The organism is Paenibacillus sp. FSL R5-0345 (assembly GCF_000758585.1).
Lineage (GTDB): Bacteria > Bacillota > Bacilli > Paenibacillales > Paenibacillaceae > Paenibacillus_AQ.
Genome location: NZ_CP009281.1, coordinates 5,733,208 through 5,754,446 on the forward strand (window position 1 = coordinate 5,733,208; position 21,239 = coordinate 5,754,446).

General features: G+C 44.4%; 16 protein-coding genes. 3 read left to right on the forward strand and 13 right to left on the reverse strand.

Annotation, left to right across the window (positions count from 1 at the left end; all coding sequences use genetic code 11):
• Positions 1-69 precede the first annotated feature (69 nt).
• From yunB to R50345_RS25240, 5 genes are all read right to left on the reverse strand, one after another.
• Positions 70-930, reverse strand: coding sequence for a sporulation protein YunB (yunB, locus tag R50345_RS25220; protein ID WP_042130940.1), 861 nt, complete (start codon positions 928-930; stop codon positions 70-72).
• Positions 931-1,305: 375 nt separating this feature from the next.
• Positions 1,306-1,917 carry a TVP38/TMEM64 family protein gene (locus tag R50345_RS25225; protein WP_042130941.1) on the reverse strand — a complete coding sequence of 204 codons (612 nt, stop codon included), beginning with the start codon at positions 1,915-1,917 and terminating at the stop codon, positions 1,306-1,308.
• Between the two features lie 255 nt (positions 1,918-2,172).
• A complete protein-coding gene (locus R50345_RS25230) occupies positions 2,173-3,042 on the reverse strand; it encodes a glycine betaine ABC transporter substrate-binding protein (protein ID WP_042130942.1) in 870 nt (289 codons plus the stop codon).
• 15 nt (positions 3,043-3,057) lie between these two features.
• A complete protein-coding gene (locus tag R50345_RS25235; RefSeq protein ID WP_042130943.1) occupies positions 3,058-3,891 on the reverse strand; it encodes an ABC transporter permease in 834 nt (277 codons plus the stop codon).
• On the reverse strand, positions 3,891-5,087 hold the full coding sequence (locus tag R50345_RS25240; protein WP_042130944.1) for a quaternary amine ABC transporter ATP-binding protein: 1,197 nt from the start codon (positions 5,085-5,087) through the stop codon (positions 3,891-3,893). The genes R50345_RS25235 and R50345_RS25240 overlap by 1 nt, the downstream gene beginning before the upstream one ends.
• Before the next feature lie 259 nt (positions 5,088-5,346).
• Here R50345_RS25240 and R50345_RS25245 point away from each other — a divergent pair, with 259 nt between their 5' ends.
• On the forward strand, positions 5,347-5,907 hold the full coding sequence (locus R50345_RS25245; protein WP_042130945.1) for a GbsR/MarR family transcriptional regulator: 561 nt from the start codon (positions 5,347-5,349) through the stop codon (positions 5,905-5,907).
• A gap of 60 nt (positions 5,908-5,967) precedes the next feature.
• Here the strand turns inward: R50345_RS25245 and R50345_RS30520 are convergent, their stop codons facing one another.
• Complete coding sequence (locus tag R50345_RS30520) at positions 5,968-10,857, reverse strand: carbohydrate binding domain-containing protein (protein ID WP_052414735.1); 4,890 nt, start codon at positions 10,855-10,857, stop codon at positions 5,968-5,970.
• Positions 10,858-11,162: 305 nt separating this feature from the next.
• On the opposite strand from R50345_RS30520, the gene R50345_RS25255 reads away from it, so the two are divergent.
• Positions 11,163-12,179 carry a LacI family DNA-binding transcriptional regulator gene (locus R50345_RS25255; protein ID WP_042130946.1) on the forward strand — a complete coding sequence of 339 codons (1,017 nt, stop codon included), beginning with the start codon at positions 11,163-11,165 and terminating at the stop codon, positions 12,177-12,179.
• A 114-nt stretch (positions 12,180-12,293) separates the two neighbouring features.
• Here the strand turns inward: R50345_RS25255 and R50345_RS25260 are convergent, their stop codons facing one another.
• From R50345_RS25260 to R50345_RS25275, 4 genes are all read right to left on the reverse strand, one after another.
• Complete coding sequence (locus R50345_RS25260) at positions 12,294-12,908, reverse strand: S-layer homology domain-containing protein (RefSeq protein ID WP_042130947.1); 615 nt, start codon at positions 12,906-12,908, stop codon at positions 12,294-12,296.
• Between the two features lie 181 nt (positions 12,909-13,089).
• Complete coding sequence (locus R50345_RS25265; RefSeq protein WP_042130948.1) at positions 13,090-14,100, reverse strand: ketoacyl-ACP synthase III; 1,011 nt, start codon at positions 14,098-14,100, stop codon at positions 13,090-13,092.
• A gap of 132 nt (positions 14,101-14,232) precedes the next feature.
• Entirely contained in the window at positions 14,233-14,901 is a 669-nt protein-coding gene (locus tag R50345_RS25270; RefSeq protein WP_231573929.1) for a hypothetical protein, read from the reverse strand.
• Between the two features lie 259 nt (positions 14,902-15,160).
• Positions 15,161-16,558, reverse strand: coding sequence for an MATE family efflux transporter (locus R50345_RS25275; protein ID WP_042130950.1), 1,398 nt, complete (start codon positions 16,556-16,558; stop codon positions 15,161-15,163).
• Positions 16,559-16,718: 160 nt separating this feature from the next.
• Between R50345_RS25275 and R50345_RS25280 the strand changes: the two genes are divergently transcribed.
• Positions 16,719-17,600, forward strand: a complete 882-nt coding sequence (locus R50345_RS25280; protein ID WP_042130951.1) for a helix-turn-helix transcriptional regulator — start codon at positions 16,719-16,721, stop codon at positions 17,598-17,600.
• 72 nt (positions 17,601-17,672) lie between these two features.
• Here R50345_RS25280 and R50345_RS25285 read toward each other — a convergent pair whose 3' ends face one another.
• The 3 genes from R50345_RS25285 to R50345_RS25295 form a co-directional block, all read right to left on the reverse strand.
• Entirely contained in the window at positions 17,673-19,280 is a 1,608-nt protein-coding gene (locus R50345_RS25285) for an extracellular solute-binding protein (protein ID WP_442950212.1), read from the reverse strand.
• A 69-nt stretch (positions 19,281-19,349) separates the two neighbouring features.
• On the reverse strand, positions 19,350-20,243 hold the full coding sequence (locus R50345_RS25290) for a carbohydrate ABC transporter permease (RefSeq protein WP_042130953.1): 894 nt from the start codon (positions 20,241-20,243) through the stop codon (positions 19,350-19,352).
• A gap of 11 nt (positions 20,244-20,254) precedes the next feature.
• Positions 20,255-21,130, reverse strand: coding sequence for an ABC transporter permease (locus R50345_RS25295; RefSeq protein WP_139328631.1), 876 nt, complete (start codon positions 21,128-21,130; stop codon positions 20,255-20,257).
• Positions 21,131-21,239: the final 109 nt, after the last annotated feature.

The following is a 21,239-nucleotide window of genomic DNA, read 5'->3' on the forward strand; positions in this document are numbered from 1 at the left end:
CAGGACTCACACTCCATTTTTTTAAAGCTGCTCTACCTATAGTCTATGAGCCGTGAAGTATGATATCCCTTAATTCCCTGCATTTACACCTTTGTCGCCTTCTTCTGTATGAGTTGCACCCGTATTCGAGGAATTGGATGAAGCTGGCGATGGATTGCTATTCTCTTTACTATTCCCAGTGGCATCCTTGCTCTGATCTGATACTCCATTTTTATCTCCGCTTACAGAAGGTGCGGGAATAGCAATTCCCGGGGCACTGCTGCCATTAGCTCCGACTGGCTGACCCTGATTATCGTAGTAATACATTGGCACGTCTCCGACGACCATCAGATAAGACACAGGAATTTCCGTATCCACCACTTGGGGTTCCATATCAAAAGGAATAACCACCGCGACCTCCGTAACAATATGGATATAGACCTCGACTAAAATCATATTGATTCCGGCATTTTGCTGGCGAGTGCTGAGTTCAACCTTCACAGCACCTTGCGGTTCAATCTTGATCGGGATATCAGGTCCATAAGAGGCGATGAGAGGACTACCTAGTGCCTGACCGAGCGGAATATATTCTGTCTGATTATGCAAATCCTGCAACGTGGTCTGGATTACCTCTGCCGCTTGCGAAGTAATACGCATATGCTCCGCATAGTTCAGCATAAAGCCTGATATTTTCCCGTTCTTATCGGTCTTCCAATCAATCAGTTCCTCCGCATTTCCTCCATTCGCTACTTGTGAAGTAATCGCCTTATTTATCGACTCTGTTGCGATTTGCTTCACACGAATTTGCGCTAAATGCAAGATAGGTGGCTTCATGTGCAGTTCCACGTATCGCAGTGCTTGTAGCACAAGCACAATCAATACCAAGGATGCAATCAACCAAAATTTGCGCCGGCTTCTTGGCTTACGCGTGTTTCCACCAGAAACGGTCATCTTTCTCTCTGACCTACTGGACGATCTCATATGACTTCTACTTCGTTTAGCTTCAAAGCGTGAACTCTGTGGTCTTGCCGCTGCCCTACTAGGTTTTGACTTGAACGCGGAGCTTCTTCCAGAGAACCTCGGCGCCCCGCCCCCATTTATTTTTGGCAGCCGAAGCTGACCTAGATCAGGTAATCTTAGCCCTCGGTTCCCCCATTTTCTTAATCTCCCCATTGCGATAGTCCCTCCCACCTTACGTAGAGGTCAAGCCACCTCCACTTAGTTTAAGGTATTCGGAAAGAAGACAAAAAAGAAGAACGTTCCCTCCGGCGGACAATGCCAAAGAAACGTTCTTCGTTCATTTGAAGATAAATTGAACATATAAAATTAGTGCATTCTACTCCGCTTATCTTCCTGCAGATGATCCCAGTGCCGCCGTACAAAGATACCGATTAGAACAGCGATAAACACGGCATACCAAGTAAGATAACCGTTCCATTCTTCCCTAGGGACAATTAAGCTTGATCCAATCGTACCGAATAGCCAAATGTAAGACAGATTTCCAAGCACTGTTCCCCAAATAAAAGATGATGCTTTAATCGGTGAAACAGCCGACATAAAATTGATCACATTGTTCGGAATAATGGGAATCGTACGTAGAAGCACCAAAGTCCAGATTCCATAACGATCCAAGTACCGTTGCCATTTGTCATAACGTTTCAGCTTAGATCTCCATTTTCGATCAAACCAATTGTACAGGTAACGCCGAATAAGGAAGTACATCAGTATACCACCTAAGTTACAAGCCAGCCAACTGATTAACATGCCTCCAACAACGTTAAAGACAGACACATGGAGGACAATCAAAATTACGAATGGAAAGAATCCTAATATACTCTGCAAAAGCGCCAACGGAACCGTCACAAATAAAATAGAGGGTCCACTAAGGCCAAGTGTTTGCAACAGCCAATCTATCCAGGTATTTATGGTCTCTGTCATGAAGCAGTCTCCTCTCTTGACTCCTTGCAGCAGCTGCCTCCTGATTTACTTCGCTAAAGCATAAGTGTAAGCATTAAAATATAAGAAAAATATATATATTACTTTCCTTATATTCTCAAGAAAAACACCCCTTCCGGGGTGTTTTATTGAATGAGTTTGCTTATGAAGTGCATTTGTAAAGAACAGTGGTTAGCGTACAAGTTACACTTTTGTAATCCATTGATTCTTCACATCATACCACAGAATTCTATCTACTTACAATTCCACACCTTGAATCCATGCATTCACTTTATCTGGGTTGTTCTCCACCCAAGTCTTAGCAGCTTCCTCTGGTGACTTTCCGCCTTGTACCTCAACCATTACTTTTGCCATATCTTCAGCAGTCCACTCGAATTGATCCAAGAACTTATAGACATTCGGCATGTCATCTTTCAGACCTTGGCGAACCATCGTATGAATTTGCTCATCCGCACCATATACGCCTTTTGGATCTTCCAGATATTTCAGATCCATATTGGCGAACATCCAGTGTGGGGTCCAACCCGTTACAACAATAGGCTCGTTATTGTCATAGGCTTTTTGTAGCTCCTGAGCCATCGCTGCAGATGAACTTTCTAGGAGCGTGTAATCACTAAGACCATATTCCGCTATGGCCTTTTCAGTTGTCGTCATAATACCCGCACCCGGCTCAATCCCAATAATTCGATTGTTCAGTTTACCTGCCAGCTCACTGTTCTTCAAGTCTTCAATAGAATTGATATCCATGTACGCCGGAACAGCCAAACCCACTTTAGTGCCGTTCAAATTAGCACCTAAATCTTCGATTTTCGAACCATACTTCTCTAAATATGCTGCATGTGTGCTTGGTAGCCAAGCAGCAACCATCGCATCCGCACTACCGTCAGCAACCCCTGCCCACATTGGGCCAGCATCCACCTGCAGCATTTCAACAGTAGCTCCAAGCTTAGTTTCAAGTACTTCTTTCACTACATAAGTACTTGCGATTTCTGAATCCCATGCCACATAAGCCAGTTTTACCTTCTCTTTACTAGTGGATGAACATCCAGCAATAACAGTGATCATCATGACCACTAACAGGAATATACCTATATTTTTTTTCTTCATATTTATTCAAAACCCCTATCTCTGTTTTGGTTTTAGTGCGTTTTGCGTTAAGCGGTCGAGTAGAATAGCTATAATAACGATAGCAATCCCCGCCTCGAACCCATCTCCTGTCTTAGCCTGCGATACCGCACGGTATACATAAGCACCTACACCTTGCGCACCAATCATAGATGAGATGACAACCATCGAGAGTGACAACATAATCGTCTGATTGACACCTGCCATAATCGTTGGCAGCGCGATCGGCAGCTGCAATTTAACCAGTTTCTGAGTAGGTGTTGAACCGAAAGCATCCGCTGCTTCTACTAGCTCCTCTGAAACCTGACGAATACCGAGATTGGTTAAACGAATTGTCGGTGGGATCGCAAAGATGATCGATGCAATTACACCTGGAACTACGCCAAGCGAGAAAAACGATACCGCTGGTAATAAATACACAAACGCCGGCATCGTCTGCATAAAGTCCAAAATTGGCGTAACTGTGTTTCTAACTGCATTCCGCTGCGCACATAAAATACCAATCGGTACGCCAATCAACACAGCCAATATCGAGGCGGTTAGAACAAGGGCTAAAGACTGCATCGATGGTCCCCATAATCCGAGATTATCGATTAAGAGCAGTCCAATTACCGCAAATAAAGCCATGCGCCATTTCCCAATCCAATAAGACAACGCTGCAATAAGTACGATAAGCACTAATGCAGGCAGGAACGTGAGCGCACCTTCAATCGCAGAAACCATCCCGCCAATAATCGTAGCGATAAAATCGAACAAGGGACCGCAATACGTCGTTAGCCAGTTTTCCAACCACTCGAGTGCCTTTCCTAAAGGCAGTTTTGGAATGTCCATTATGATCCTTCTCCTTCCGGTACCGCGTTACCCGCGAGTGCGGAAAGAACGGCTCCCTTAATCACAATGCCTTTTAATCTATCCGCTTCATCTACGACGGCTACAGGTAAATGTGTTTCAGATATTAGCTCAAAGAAATCATTAAGCAGCGTTTCTGGATGTACACGAGGAATCTCCCGCCGCGTAACCTCTAAGATGGACTTATTATCTTTTAGTGCCTGTGCCGCATCCTCAGCTGTAATAACTCCCAGGAGCTTATTTTCTTTGTCTACCACATACAGGCTGAATATGCCGCTGTCTCGCATCAATTGAAGTGCTACACGAGGTCCGCGCTCAGGTCTAACCGTTTCCGGTTGCCGCATCACATGCGCTGCAGTCAACACCTTGGACAAGTCCACATCCTCCACGAAACGCTCTACATATTTATTGGCAGGTTGGATGAGAATCTCTTCCGGTGTACCAATCTGAACGATAACTCCGTCCTTCATCAGTGCAATCCGATCACCAATCCGCAAAGCTTCGTCTAGATCATGAGTGATGAACACAATCGTCTTCTTCACTCTGGACTGCAATTCCAACAGCTCCTGCTGCATGTCTTTTCGAATAAGCGGATCCAGTGCACTAAATGCTTCATCCATGAGCAGGATATCAGGGTCATTAGCCAGTCCTCTAGCTAGTCCCACACGTTGCTGCATTCCTCCGCTAAGTTGATCCGGGCGATGATTCTCCCAGCCCTTCAGACCAACTAAATGCAATGCCTCCATGGCCCGTTCAGTTCTCTTCTTTTTATCTACGCCCTGAACCTCAAGTCCGTATTCCGCATTCTCCAGTACCGTCCGATGTGGAAACAATGCGAACTTCTGAAACACCATGCCGATGTTCTTGCGCCGAAATTGACGCAGCTCCTCCGGGTTCATTTTAACGACGTCTTTTCCTTTAAAAAGAACTTGTCCCCCTGTAGGCTCAATCAAACGGTTCAACAAACGAACCAACGTTGACTTACCGCTGCCGGACAACCCCATAATTACGAATATTTCTCCTTCTTCAATGCTGAATTCGGCTTTGTTGACTCCGACCGTCAACTTCAATTCCTGAGCGATCTTTTCCTTCGACCACCCTTGCTCTAATAATGGAATCGCCCGTCCCGCATCATGACCGAATACTTTGGTTAGCTTTTTCACCTCTATAATAGCCATGCTGTCCTCCTTCTCCCGAAGATATATCCGGGTTTAGTTCACTTATAGTAGTGTACCGGACTATTGAAAATTCATGCAAACACCATATTCGGATAAAATTTAGTGTACAGTTTTAACTTTACGTACTTTACGTATAGCATACTCTGTTTTACACCAAATTCCTTTCTTCATGATTTCTTTACTTATGGAGGGGGATTTGATTACAATACATTGTATAAGGTTGCAGCAGTCTATCGACCTATTCCTCAGGAGGGACATCATGAACGATTTAGAAGGGTTAACACCCGAACAAATAGAGAAGATTAGTAAGACACGTGAACGTGTGATAGACTCTATCGGTAAAAATATGGACCTATACGGCATAACTTTATCTATTGGGCATTTATACGGTTATATGTATTTTAATCAAGGTCCAGTGACACTAGATGAACTAAGCAAAACAATGGGAATGAGTAAGACGTCCATGAGTACGGGAGTCCGTACCCTCCTAGATCTGAAAATGATCGACAAAGTTTGGGGGAGAGGGACTCGCAAAGACCTGTTTACCACTGTGCCTGACTGGCATCAGAACTTCAGTGATTACTTCTCTATTAAATGGAGAAAAGCCGTTGAAGGAAATATGATCTCACTAGCGAAATCACTTGCAGAAATTAGCGATATGAAAAAAGAATATAGTGACGATAGTAAACTTATGCAGCTCTTAAATACAGATGAAGAGAAGATTACCGAATCCATTAATTACTACCGCTGGTTGCTAAAATTAATTGAATCCTTTGAGAATGGTAAGATCTTCGAATTTATCCCTAAAGAAGAATCTTAATTCCATGCAAAAAAACGACAGTGCTCCTGTAAAAAGGAAAACACTGCCGTTTTTTTTCGTTTAACCTTCGATTAAGCTTACATCATCCAAATAAATCGTGCTGCCCGCACTAATTTCACTATTCGTCTCCGAACTGTTCCCGTCAATAAGCCCAAGTAAAAATACCAGATGAGCCCCTGCGTCTGTCGAACCGTTCATGGTAAATGTATAGCTGAATTCTTTCATGTTCTGAGTCAGAGCTATAAGCTCCGCTTCCATATATTTAGTGTAGTCCCCGCCTTTATGCTCCACAGCTACCTGAATATTGCGGTTTACACTAGAACGGGCCTTAAACTTCAAGGTGTACGTCTTTCCCTGAACAAGCTTCAGATTTTCGTAATCCACTTGTGCGCTATAGGCAGCTTGCCCTGTGCCTGTCAGGTCTATTGCAAATTCCCCTTCTTTTACAGTAGCAGATCCAGTTCCATCAAAATACTGGCTCCACCCTTTGGAATCCACACCAAAGTTTCCATTGTCCAGCTTGCCGCTTGGCGGCGTCACCGGCGGACCACCTTGTACCTCCCGTACCACTATATCGTCAAAAGAAATCGTGTGGGGCGTAGTGTTAGCCGCAGGATCAGCGCCCAGCGTTTTGCCGATCAGATAATTCAGCTGCAACGGATTGCTGTTCGATACCGTGAATTGTGCTGTATAAGTGGCCCAATCGGCAGTAATATCAAACTTAGCCTGAACGGAAGCTGCAGAAGTTTTGGAGTATTCTAGGATGATCTGCCGCGGAACCGTTGATTTCGCCTTAAAGCTCACCTCATACGTTTTTCCTCCTTCCAGTGGGATAGCCTCTTGGTAAAATTGTGTATGCCACGCCTCCCATCCTGCCGACGTAATCAAGATTTCTGCCACGCCATCCTTCACATCAAACGCAGAAACACCGCCTTCTCCAGACCATGTAGACCAACCCGTCTTCCCACTGCCGAACGAGCCATTTATGACTAGATTGTTATCGTTAGCAAGTATTGTCTGAAGCACATATCCATTTGCGTAATGGTCAGCTTCTACTGTGATTGCATAGCTGCCCTCGTCTGGAAATACTGCTGCATCGATGGTGATTTTCCCAGGCTCAATGGTGTATTGTTCAGATTCAAGAGTTACAGCATTAACCTTCACTGCAACAATTTTCTTTCTCCAATCCTCATGGTCTATGAAGGTTAGCTCAATCGGCTGCGACACTCTATTATTCGTACTGTCGCTACTTAATTCCTGAGGTTTGGCAGGTGCATTTTTAATTTCAAATTTCACATTATCGATGATAATATCATGGCTTTGGGCAATACTAACACCCTCCACTTTACCAAGCAGAAATTTTAGAGACAGGGTGTCCTTGCTGCCTTGACGGAATTCGAATTTGTAATGATTCGTTGCTGGTGTAAGATCTACAATTTTTGAAAACGAAGCCTGATAAGACGCATTCTCAACATTCACTTGGATTTTCCGGGCTACAGTTGAGCTGGCGTCAAACTCTAGCACATAATCTATTCCACTGGCAGCTTTCAAATTATTTTGAAATAACATCACGGAGTATGGCTGACTACCTGTGTTCGTAATGTTAAATTTCGCTGTACCCTCTGCCGCGGTAGCATTGCTCTGTCCACCCTGTTCTGTCAATAGGCGGTCCCAGGCATTAAATCCGGCGTTGAATTCCCCATTCACCAGCGGGTAGTAGACAAGCGATGGATCATAATAAAAGCTCGTGCGCAGCAATTCGAAGTTATCCAAGATGACTGTATCCGCAGCACCATTCAGAAGTAATACGAATTGTCCCTCATGGTCTGTTGTACCTGCAAGATTAGTGAAGACAGCTTTAATTTCTTGTTCACCTTGATCTAAGCTAACCGATTGCTGCGCATGTACGCTGCCGTCTTTTCCAAGTAGCTGAACTGTGGCTGTACGAGCGGAGGATACACCAGCATTAAAAGTAAGTTCATAATCTTGACCTTGTATGAGCTGGATTCCCTTCTGAAGCAATCGAACTTCACCACTTTCACTACCGCCAATCTGTAGTTTCAGCTTGCCTTTGTCATTTACATTAGCATTAGCCGTTGCACCATTGACTGTTTCTACGTGCCAATAGCTCATCCGATTTACCTCTCCAAGATCAAAAGTACCATTGTACAGATGATTACCGCTACCGAGCGGTGTCTTCACACCATCATGATCAAAAGGAATACTATCTACTTCTTCCAGACGAACATTCCCTAACCAAACGGGTGAAGCGTTAGTACCCATGTTGAACTCTATTCGTGCTGCAATATCAGAGTTTTCCTTCATCTGAAACATTGTTTCGTAATGAGTCATTTCAGAAGTCAGCTCTGCCTTAAGCGCTGGAGAATAAGCGGCAAAGCCACGTGATTCTCCCCCCGTTAATTTAACGCTAATATTACGTGATACGTCAGTTTTCGCATCAAAGCTGAGCTTATAGAATCTGCCTTTAGCAACGGATACGATTGCTTGAGGTTGTACGGAGTAGGCATTTCCTCCAGCATTATTGATATTTACCTTTACGAAGTTTTGTCCCCCTATCGGTACCGTGGAGACTGTAGCATCAGCACCAGGTTCTTTAAACAAAACCCAGTGTGAAGTATTCGGTATGCCCATCCCATCATCTCCTGGAACCTGCTCCGTGAAGTTTTTGTTATAGACAAGGTTGCCGTCAGGAAGTGCTAGCTTTGAGCCTTCCAAGTAAGGTTCCTTGTCCAGTGTTATTGGCATCGGCTCACGATACTCACGGCCTGTCAGTTCATAGACTCTGACATAATCAACCTGCATTGATTTTGGAAACACGGTTTCTGGTGTTGGATCACCATCAAAGTTGCCGCCAACAGCCAGATTTAACAGCAGGTGGAACTCCTGATTGAACGGTGCTGGATAAGCATTATTCGCAGGCTGGCCATTGCTGATGCTGTACCAGTCATTTTTGGTTAAGAACAGTTCACCATCTACATACCAGCGAATTTCTCCCGGTTCCCACTCAATGGAGTACGTATGGAATTGTTCTATCGTGGAGCCTTCCGGGAACACATACTCTTTACCAGAGTACACATTGTTAGGCCATTCGCCGCCGTAATGAATAGTGCCTGCTACCGTATTAGGACGGCTGCCCCAACCCTCCATAATATCAAGCTCTCCAGAGGAAGCCCAAGTCCCGTATTCGTAGTTCTCCGGCAGCATCCAAATCGCCGGCCAGTATCCTTTTCCGGTAGGTGCTTTTGCCCGAATCTCAAATTTACCATATTTCTTGCTGAACAAGCCTTTCGTTTTAAGTCGCGAAGAAGTGTACTCCTTGCCACTTACTGCTTCTTTACGTGCGGTAATCACTAGATTACCATCCTGTACCTTTGCGTTCTTCTCATCACTTGTATACCATTGCTTCTCGTTGTTGCCCCAACCTGGATTGTTAAATTGTGAGCCGTCTCCAAGGTCATAGGTCCATTTCGTAGGATCAATGGTCCCTTCATTGAATTCATCTCCCCAAACCAGCGTCCATGGATCGTTATTTGGTGCTGGACCTCCATTACCAGAACTGCTTGAAGTTGCTACTGGCAGCGTCGTTTTACCAGTGTTTCCTTTTTTCACTGGCGAACCGCCAATCGTTACTCCATCGGCCTTGTTATCTATTGAGGTTACGCTTCCGCTGCCTTGAATCGCAGTGCCTCCAGCACTCGCAGTCAGGATTAAAGCGGCCACCTGTGCATTGTTCTCCAGAGTCAATTGCGTTGAACTGCCCACCGTAAGACTGGCAACAGTTCCTGAGATTCTTAGCAAAGAACCGCTGACTGCTGAGTCTCCCGAGCGAACCGTGGCAAATCCCCCGCGAAGTACGATATTGTGAGGGACAGCGTTTATTACAAGATCTCCAAAGCCTGCCCCCGTAAGATCGCTGCTCTCTTCCAAGATAGCTCCGGATTGCAGCTGCACAGTACCCACAGTTGTTGACCCGCTGGCATAAATTCGCACCTTGTCATTAGGCTTGGCTACTTGGAGCGGTCCAAGAGAAGTATTGTGTAAACCAATACTCTGCTCGCCGCCACCTCGTACAAACGTAGCTCCTGTTACCTTTACACCTTCAAGCTTCGCATTCCCTTCGGCAATCCCCTCCGTTAAATAAAGATTGCCTTGGATGACAGTATCTTTAAGAACCACATCGGCATGATTAATGATTACATTGCCCTTTACTGTTCCAAGCGAAGTCTCTCCAGATTTTAAGATGAGTCCCGAAACCATTCGATCAGCAAGCTGAGCAAGCTCTGCACGTGTAATTCCGCCCTCAGGCTTAAACAAACCTCCAGGATAACCTTTAATAAAGCCAGCACTAGATAGCGCTGCTATCGCTTTCGCAGTTTCATCACTGACTCCGTTCAAATCAGTGAATGCTGCTGTGCTACTTTTGTCCGTATTGAAACGAAACACTTTCTCCAAGGATAGTGCCGCCTCAGCACGCGAAAGCGCATGTGAAGGATAAATATTGTTATTCTTATCACTGCTTAAATATCCAGCTGTAATCCCTTTGGCAATATCACTCTTATACCAGTCTGTAGCCAGCACATCCGCTGGAAGCTTATCCGATTGCTCCTGATAATTAAATATACGATTCATAATAGCCGCGAACTCTGCCTTTGTGACTTCCTTACCCGGTCGAAACGACCCATCGTCATATCCACTTATAATCCCATTTGCGCTCCAACGCTGTAATGGACCTGCAGCCCAATGGCTTGGAGATACATCCGTAAACGCTTTCAACACATCGATTGCTGTACTTCCCACTTTCGTTGCCGCTGAATCAGGTGAGTTTGCCCTTAATGCCTCTGCCGCTGAAGCAGTCATGCTCCCAACCGGTGATAGCAGCCCGGTGACAAGGAGCATAGCAGCTAATGCTGCCGTGAAATTCCTCTTCATCCTAAACATCACTCCTCGAATTTCGTAATATTCGTAATTCAAGCGAAGAATCGAAATCGGTTTCGACAATGTTATTGTTGCTTAGATTTCCATATTTGTAAAGATATAATTTGAATTTTTTTACATTATTTTTTCGGAATATATCTCAGTATTAAAATATCCGTTTGACTTGTTTCGGCAATAAGAATAGACTTAAAATAACTGTTTTACTCTTCATTCCATTCAAAAAAACTCATAAATAACCGCTCTACTACAGTCTTTCCCCCATATTCCAACTATTAAGCGGAGGGTGGCTTATACTACATATGAATATCAAAATGATTGCCGAAATGGCAGGCGTTTCTGTCTCGACTGTTTCGAAAATTATGAATAATTACAGCGATGTTTCGGAAAAGACCAAACAACGAGTCCTGGAGATCATCGAGCAAACAGGATATTCACCATCCAACTCCGCCAAAACACTTGCAACCAAGAAATCGAATCTGATCGGTGTGATTTTCGCTGGTGAGCTTAATGTAGAATTTACGCATCCTTTTTTCGTTGAGGTATTAAATTCCTTCAAGAAACAAATGGGTGTACTAGGATACGATCTCATATTCTTTTCCAACGAAAAATTTATTAGCAGCGGAGATTACTTCGCGCGTGCTGTTCATTTTAATGTAGATGGCTGTGTCATTATATCCGGACAGAAGATGGAGCCGACGATCCACGATCTGGATATGAGCAGTATTCCTTGTATCGGGGTAGATCTCGAACTAAAAGGGAAGAAATCAGGCTTTGTTATGTCAGATAACTTCCAAATATCCTCTAAGGTCGTGGAGCATTTTTACCTTCTGGGTTATAGGGAGCTTGGTTTTATAGGAAGTGCCGCGGATTCAGAAATTTCTAATCTACGAGAAGCAGGATATACCAAAGCTATCGAAAGTTTCGGTCTCCCCTTGAACCGGCGTTGGTTTGTACATGGCGACGATTTCTTTGAGCCCAGCGGTTATGATGCTATGCAACAATTAATACAAAGTGGCAGTTTACCAAAGGCCATTTTTGCTGCCTCTGATTTGCTGGCTTTAGGAGCCATCCGTGCATTAAAAGAACATGACCTCCGTGTCCCTGAGGACATCGCCATCATCGGCTGTGATGACATCGAAGCCTGCAAATATACTACACCAAGACTGTCTACCATCCGTCAGAACAAACAACGACTTGGTATCCTCGCTGCCCATATGCTCTATGACTTGATTAACAATCAGTCAGGTGGCGGTTCATTTGTTGTGGAGCCAGTACTTGTTGTGCGCGAGTCCTGCGGAAGCCAAATGAAATCTTAACATATAACACGAATAAATCCCCTCAAAGTTTACAGTACCTTTGACCTCGATAAGAAGTCTAAGGCATTGTCTAACTTGAGGGGATTTTTCATGCGGAAAGCTTTAAATCCTGTTCTAGAATTTTGCTAGTAGATTTGAAATACTCTGAGCTGCCTCGGCACGGGTTGTCATCGCCTGTGGAAGGAAGTTACTATCCTGATGACCCGACAGAAGCTTAGCTTCTAGCGCACCTTGTACATAGGTTACTGCCCAAGAACTAACTTTAGAGCTGTCATTAGTCACATGGAATGTGCTTGCTTCCGGCTTAACGCCCGTACGATATGCATAAGCTCTTACCAGCATAGTCGCCATTTCCTCGCGGGTAATCTGTTGATTCGGGTCAAAACGATCCTCGGATACGCCTTGAATAATGCCTGCTTCAAAGGTTGCATTGACCGCCTCTTCATACCACGATCCAGTGACTACATCTTTGAATGAAGTCGGACGACTCGCAGTTAAGAAAAGCGCTCTGCTGAGGAGAGCTGCATATTCTGCTCTTGTGATGGAACCCGATGGGTTAAACATAGCTTCAGATTGTCCCTTCACGATTTGTTTAGCAGATAATTCTTGAATAGTCTTGTATGCCCAGTGACTCTCAGGTACATCACGATAGCTGCTTTGGAACGAAAGAACAACGTATTGGCTAAAATGGTTCAAATCTATGGTAAGACTGGTTTTGGACGGATTCATCGTCCCCCTAGATAAGTAAAGCTACCATTTTCCTCAATACGATAAATACTGGCTAACGCTGGATTGGTTCCATTCAGAATCGGTAATGTTATCTTCACGGGTACAGTTTACTCCCGGAAAAGCACCGGGAAACGGTCGCAGCGTTAACAAATCTCTTCTTATTTATATTTACTTAAACAACTTACAATAAAGTCGGCTCCCCTACCCGTTCATCCAGGTTTAGTTCTACCAGTTGGCCGGCCTGTGTCAGCCCCGCACCAAAGCCATACATCAAAATCTTTTGCCCGTTCTTTACTTTACCTTCACGTATACCCAAATCAAGAGCTAAGGGAATCGTTGCGGCAGAAGTATTGCCAAAATTCACAAGACTGTGCAGCACCTGCTCCATCGGATAGTTCAATCGTTCGCAAATCGGCTCAATCATTCGCATATTGGCGCTGTGCGGAATAAACCAATCAACTTGCTCCAGAGCCACTTCTGCTTTTTCAAGCAACTGCTGTACACCGAGAGGAACGGTTCTGACCGCCCAGCGAAATACCTCGCGCCCGTTCTGTACCAGCATCTGTGTATCTACTAGTTCAATATGGTTCACCGTATGGGCTAGACCCGTGCGATATACATGATGCGCACCACCGCCATCACTGGCTAGCTGAAAGCCCAAAAAGCCCGTTGATTGCTTATCACTCTCCACAAGTACTGCACCAGCCCCATCACCAAAAAGGATACATGTACTGCGATCAGTATAATCTGTAATCTTGGAGATTGTATCCGCACCAATCACTAGAACCTTACGGTGCATCCCTGAAGCAACATAGCTATGAGCCGTATGAAGTGCATATACAAAACCCGCACACGCTGCGCTCAAATCCATTGCTCCAGCAGTCTGCGGAATATTTAAGCGGTCTTGAATCAAAGAAGCTACTGAGGGAAAGGAAAAATCAGGTGTACTAGTAGCTACAAGGACCATATCCACATTCTCAACGTTTTTTCCATAACGTTTCATTAAATCCTGTACTGCAGCTACACATAAATCGCTTGTGTATTCATCCTGCCGACTAATTCTGCGTTCACGGATTCCAGTCCGTCCCACAATCCACTCATTATTAGTATCCACCATCTGCTCAAGATCAGCATTCGTCAGTCTTTTTGCCGGGACATAAGTTCCGATAGCTGTAATTTTTGCACCTGTCATTCCAATCACCTCTTCATTTAGTATCTGATATTAGTACTTGGTACTAATTATAACTCTACACCTGCTCTAAAGTAAAGAAAGCCGGTAAAGCAGCATGGCTTCCCGGCACTTTCTATACATATCTCGAACCACTTAAGCACGATTTACTTTACGGTGTTTTCTTTTTCTGACGAAAAATAGAATTGCAGCAATGATCACCACCACTAGGATGATTAACATGATCACTATATTCCATACATTCGGCACATAAAGCTGCATTTTGATCGGCTCCGTATCCCCCAGCGTAACATTCCAGGTAAGTGTTCTGCCTTCATCAACAGTTGCATTATTATCACCAACTAGATCTATTGGCAACGTTAATTTAAAATCAAATGCCAAGTTCTTCAGCACCGCCCGAATAATCGGCTTCGATAAACTCAATGTCCCCATATTATCCATGATGGTATCCATATAGCTATTAAATTGAGGCTGTGCCTCAACATCATACGTGGTATATAACAAATTCTTTTTAGTAACGAGCTGTAGATCCACAATATCCAGCCCCATAGAGGTTGAACCTATATCCTCAAATGAAGGGTAATTTTTCTGAATTTCATAGACTGTAGACTTACCTTCTTGTCGTTTTTCTAACTGAATCCCTTCCTCCTTCAATTTATCTGTCAGACTCTTCTCCATTTTATCGCTGATCAACGCTTCTGTACGGGAATCCAATTTCACGTTCATTGCTAAATCTACGCTTTGATTCTTATTCACCGTAACGTGAACGGTACCATTAGAGCATCCCGATATTAGTATCATCATTAAGAGCAGTGCTAGGATCGTCAAGCCTCTCCATTTTAACGGCATTTTCCTCAAACCCTTCAGTAGTATGTATTTATAAAACAGCTACCCATGCTCTAAAGGCTAACTCATTTATCCGTTCGAATCAAACTTAATATGAATGAACATCTATTTATTCGCGAAAAAAAGAGGTGATCTCAAAGTAATAAGCTCTACTCATGGAATCACCTCTTTCTCCAAAAAAGCACGGACAAATCGCTGCCTGTATTCTATTTACTCCTTAAATGCTAAGAAAGGCTCTTCTTTTACTTCCGCTGTGAATAGAGGCATTCTCTTCGCTTTTTAAAATATCCGCCTGACGAAGAACTTTTCTCCCTTTCCAGCGCATAAGAACAAGCATCCCCCGCACAAATTCATCAGCAATCATACAGCAGTAGATCCCCGTGAGCCCCCAGCCTAAGCTAATGCCAAACCAGTAGGAACAACCCACTCCAATAATGGACATAGAAACGATAGAAGTATACATCGTATATCGGGTATCACCGATGGCGTTCAATGCATTACCCATGGCCATATTCAACATTTTGCAAGGCTGCAGTAAGAGATTTAGAGCCAGCAGGGAAATCCCAATAGCAATAATCCGCGGGTCGGAAGTGAAATAACCTAGCAGATTCCTTCCGAAAAGAAATAGCAATAACATGTTGGCTGTTACAATGGCTAACCCGATATACAGTGTGCGATACGCACTACGGTAAGCCTCTTTCAATTTGCCTGCCCCGAACAAATGCGCGATCTGTATCTGTCCGGCTAGAGCGATTGCATATCCTAACGTGAAGCAAAAGGACTCTAAGGTGTTAAGATAAGTCCGTGCTGCTAACGCTTCAGCTCCAAGTGCGGCTAGAAAGGAATATACAATTAGCTGAGAGAACACCCAGCAGGAAGAATTAATTCCAAGTGGCCAAGCAATCTTTATAATTTCCTTGAATAGCTTGCCGTTGAATATTCGGAAATCTCTAAGTCTTATCTTAATCTCGAAGGAACCTCTAAACATGGTATACAGCATGATCACTCCGACCAGTCTACTGATAATACTTGAGATCGCAATTCCCGCAAGCCCTAGCTGTGGCAGACCGAACATCCCGAATATAAAGATATAGTTCAGAATAATATGGATGACATTTATGATGATCCCTGTGTACATTGGCCCTCTGGTATTTCCTGTATTTCGAATCGCTGTACCAAGGGATGCAATCATCCCCACCAAAAATAGTCCGCCGCCGACATACGCGATATAGACATTAGACAGTGATATTAGCTCAGGCGATATATTTAGAATCCCTGCTATTGGACCCGCATAGAAGAACAAGATGATGCTCACGACAATACCAAGGATGAGACTAACCGATACGCCCATAATTGCGATCGTACGCGCTTCGCTGAAACGTTTTGAACCCATTCTTTGCGCGATCAGGATACCCGCCCCGCCCGCAAAGGTGGTAAAAAGTGTGGTCAACGCACCGAACAATTGATTGGAAATGCCGACTACGGCGACTGCATCATCAGAAATACGGCTGACCATTAGCGTATCCACCGTACCTAGCAGGGTCTGAAGAAACACCTCTATAAATATAGGCCAAGCCAATACCCATAGTCCAAAGCCCTGTCTTTCTTTTTTCACTAAACAAACCTCCCCTTAAACCAAACATGCATACTGGACCTGAGAAACAGCATATTTTTTCTTTAGGTCAGACTAAATTATAGATGATATACTTTTGGTGATGGTACAGATTTCAAACCAATAATTACATTATTCCAACCTCATAAAAGGAGATCTCTCCATGAACATTTTTAACTTTACCGTCCCGCCAATGCTCTACTATATCGTAAGTGGATTGCACACCTTCTCACCAGGGCATTACCACATGAGCCGCCACAATATCAATGTATTTGACTTGCTTGTAGTTAAACAGGGCTGCCTATATATGAATGAAGGAGGCCTCACCTTTCAGGTACGCGCAGGTCAGGCACTGCTTCTTCGTCCAGATAGCCATCATTTCAGTACGGACAGCTGTAAGGAGTACACCTCTTATTATTGGCTTCATTTTCAGACCGTCGGCGATTGGAATATTTCCGAGGCTACAGCTGCAACTCCAGACACAGAACACACCAGAGTGGAGCATTCTCTTCATTCTGACGAATTTAATATACGCACTTTCACCTTACAGCTGCCTCAATATACCACGCTGCTGCAACCATCCAAGATGGAAGAACTGCTCTCGCAGCTGAATCAATTAGCGCCTAATTCCCATTTGAGCGATACTCCATTTCAGCAGCAGTTGCTCTTCCAAGAGGTTCTCCAGCAATTATCCGCCTCTCTGAGCCATGAGCGCCCCTCTCCCTCCAAACTGTGTGCAGAGCAAGCTGCCTCCTATCTGCGAAGTCATTTCCGTGAACACATCACTGCACAGCAGTTAGGAGAAAGCTTAAACTTTCATCCGGTATATATCGCTCGCTGCATGAAAAAGGAGTATGGCTGTGCACCGATGGATTATCTGCTGCACTACCGGATTCAGCAGAGTAAGCTACTGCTGATGCAGACCAGTTATACGATTGCCCGGATCGCTGAGGAAGTCGGCTTCAATCAAGCCCCTTACTTCAGCTCCAGCTTCGTCCGCATTGAGGGAACCACTCCGCGGGAGTTCCGCCAGCGCTTCTCGTAGTCTCCTAGAACACAAAAAAAAGGATGTTCCCCCCGCCTCCATGGCTTAAGGAACATCCTTTACTCTTCTGTTTTACAAACCCTTCTCCTGTGCGTAAGCATCCCATTGCTTGATATATTCCGCCTGGATCTTCTCAAGACCAGCCTGCTTAGCCTTCTCCATGAAGGTAACTAGACCCGCATCAACATCCTCTACCAATCCGGCTTGCAGCGGATACAGGTATTGCTTCTCTACCTGCTCCAATGCCGCTTTTTCAGCCTGATAAGAGGTGTAATCTTCTGCAAAGCCTGTGAAGATATCCGGTTTCTGAATCTTGTCGAGATCAGCAAAGATTTCCTTCACACCATCATAGGATTTGTCGAATATCATAAATTCCGGGTTCCGCCATGCCCAGCCATTCATCCCTTCACGAGTGAAACCGTTCGTAGAAGCGTCTCCAATAAGCTCATAATAACCGTTTGCATCAATCTTATAGTTTTTCCCCTCAACACCGTATTGTGTCAGCTGATTGTAACGTTTATCCAAAACCATCTTCTCATAGAAGGCTAGTGCGCGTTCCGGGTTCTTGCTGCCCTTCGGGATCGCGAACCCATTATGAATAGGATGCACTGGTGTTGCGTAACCAATAGTTTTACCATAAGGGTAGTAACCCAGCTCCCAATCTGGATGGGCCGCTTTAACTTTCATCAGCGTATCGTTGAAGCGGGTCGGGTTATCTCCGAAAATACTTGCTGCTTTTCCAGCAATAATCGGAGCCTGAATAGTATCCTTCACGTTCAATACATTTTTGGAGATTAAGCCTTTTTCCTGCCAGCGTCTCATGGTCAGCAGTTCTTCTTTATGTTCCTCCGAGCCCCAGTAAAGATAAGCCTTCGCAGGATCGCTGTACTTAATTCCAATACCGTAAGGCAGCGGGCTTCCAACCATCGCGTTAAGTGTGGTGTAGACATCATGCAGATTCCCCCTCACATCACTGTTAAAGGATGCTGGCGACATCTTCGGTTCATTCTTCTTAATACCTTCCATATATGCTTCGTAACTGGCCAAGTCTGTCGGCTGAGGCAGGTTGTATTTCTTGCGCAAATCCTCACGCCATACGAAACCATTCGTTACATACTCCTTATAAGTCGCAGGTACAGTGTAGATCTTCCCATCAATCTTAACGGCTTCCCACATGTCTTGCGGTACAAATTGCTGGAGGGCTGGAGCAGCCTTCGGCAGCAGATCATCTATAGCCAAAAAGGCCCCTTTTTTAGCGTAAGCTTGATACTGTGTCCAGTCTGCAGTGAATATCAAATCAATCGATTGACCAGAAGATAGCAGCAATTTGTACTTCTGATCCCAGTCTGTCCAAGTTGTATAGTTGAATTTAACGGTCGCATTCAAATCTTCTTCAGCCATCTTGTTAATTTGCGACTCAATACTTGAAAGATCCTTCGGAGCATCACCCAGCATATAAAATTGCAGTTCAACCTTCTTAGATGTATCCAGCCCCGTCTTCTCCTCTGTTCCGGTGTTGTTACTCTGAGCTGTATCCCCCCCGTTGTTGCTCTCTTTTACTGCTGCATTTTCCTTGTTCGCGGAATTGGAGTTCCCCCCACAGCCTGCCAGTAGAGCCAAGCTGAGTACTGACATTAGCAGAATAGAGCTGCTTTTGCCCCGTAGTTTGTTCATCTGAATCCTCCCTTTTCACTATGATTCTATGTTAGCCGACTATCCCCTAATCCTCATAGGGACCAAGTTGCGGTTCTAACCTTTTACAGCTCCGATGGTCAACCCCTTGACGAAGTAACGCTGAACGAATGGATACAGAAATAGAATCGGCCCATTCACAACAATCGCCATGGCCATTTTGGTAGATTCCGCAGGGACTTCCGTAGCCAATGACACCCCGGTTCCAGCACCCATCTGCGCAATAAACTGTGCCGAATTGATAACATTGTACAGATAGAACTGCAGCTGATATTTATGGGTATCGTTGATAAACAGGGAAGAGGTGAACCAGTCATTCCAATAATACAAAGCAAGGAACAAGCCGACAGTAGCAATCCCCGGCATGGATAGCTTCAGCACGATCTGCCAGTAAATCCGGAAATCACCGGCCCCGTCCATTTTCCCGGAATCAAACAACTCCTCGGGGACTGCTGATTTCACGAAGTTTTTCATTAAAATAATTAAGAACGGTGTCATCAGGCCTGGTAGCACCAATACAGCATAGGAATCCAACAGACCGAGGTATTTAGTAATCATGATGTACCACGGAACAAGTCCTCCACCAAACAAGGTTGTAAAATAAATATAAAAGGAGAATGTATTACGGTATTTAAAATCCTTGCGAGCCAGCACGTAACCCGACATCGTCATGAAGAAGAGTCCTAATGCCGTTCCCACTACAGTGGTAACAATGGTGACCGTGTAAGCACGCAGCACTTCATCCGGGAATATGAAGACCGTCTTGTAGCCTTCAAGAGAGAATTGCCCCGGAATCAGATGATAGCCGTCCCGGATAATGGATTCATTGCTGGTTAATGATGCAGATATAATTAGCAGAAAAGGCAGCAGGCACGCAACCGACAGCCCAAGGATGACCACATAGGCGATGGCATGAAGCATCCGAGTATATTTGTCCTTTTGAATTTGCATTTCTTGTCCTCCTAGAACAGGGCGTAGTCGTCGTTTATTTTGCGGATAATATAGTTAACCGTCATGATGAGGACAAAGCCGAACAAGGATTGATAGACTCCAGCTGCTGTCGCCATACCCACATCGAAGGTTACTTTAAGCGAACGGTATACGTAAGTATCAAGAATATCTGTCGTATTGTAGAGCAGCCCGTTATTACCTATTAATTGATAGAACAGATCAAACTGCCCCTTCATGATACTTCCGAGCGCAAAGAGCAGCAGCACCACAAAGGTTGATTTCAGCATCGGCACTGTAATATACCAAATCCGCTGAAAAATATTAGCGCCATCAATCTTAGCCGCTTCATAATATTCATCACTGATGCCCGTAATCGCTGCTAGATAGATGACCATGCTATAGCCGAGATTCTTCCATAGATAGAAGATAATAATTAGAAAGATCCAAGCCCAGGGTTTACTGTAGACATCCACCGGATCGAGTCCGAACTGCGTAAGCATTGTATTCAAGAAACCGCTGTCATAATTGAACAGGTTGTAGACAATAACACTTAGAATGACGAAGGATACAAAGTATGGCAGAAACATTATCGATTGACTAATCTTTTTAAACCATTTCCCATTCAGTTCACTTAAGAGGATCGCACAAGCAATCGCCAACACATTACCAAGTACAATAAAAGCAATGTTATAACCTATCGTGTTCATTGTCAGCTTCACCAGCGTACCGGATCTCCAGAGAAACTCGAAATTCTGCAACCCGACAAACTTGGAATTGAACATACTGCTGTTGAAGTCAAATTGAGTGAACGCATAATAAATACCTACCATTGGAAAATAGGAGTTCACCAAGAAAAAGATCAAGGTGGGCAGCAGCATCAGAAACATTACCCTATTGTGCAGCAGTTCATAAATAAATCCCTTCTTCTTCCTTGTCGTCCGTAAGCGTGCTCTTCCATCGGCCTGGATGCCAAGTTCGACGGTTGAGATTCCTTTG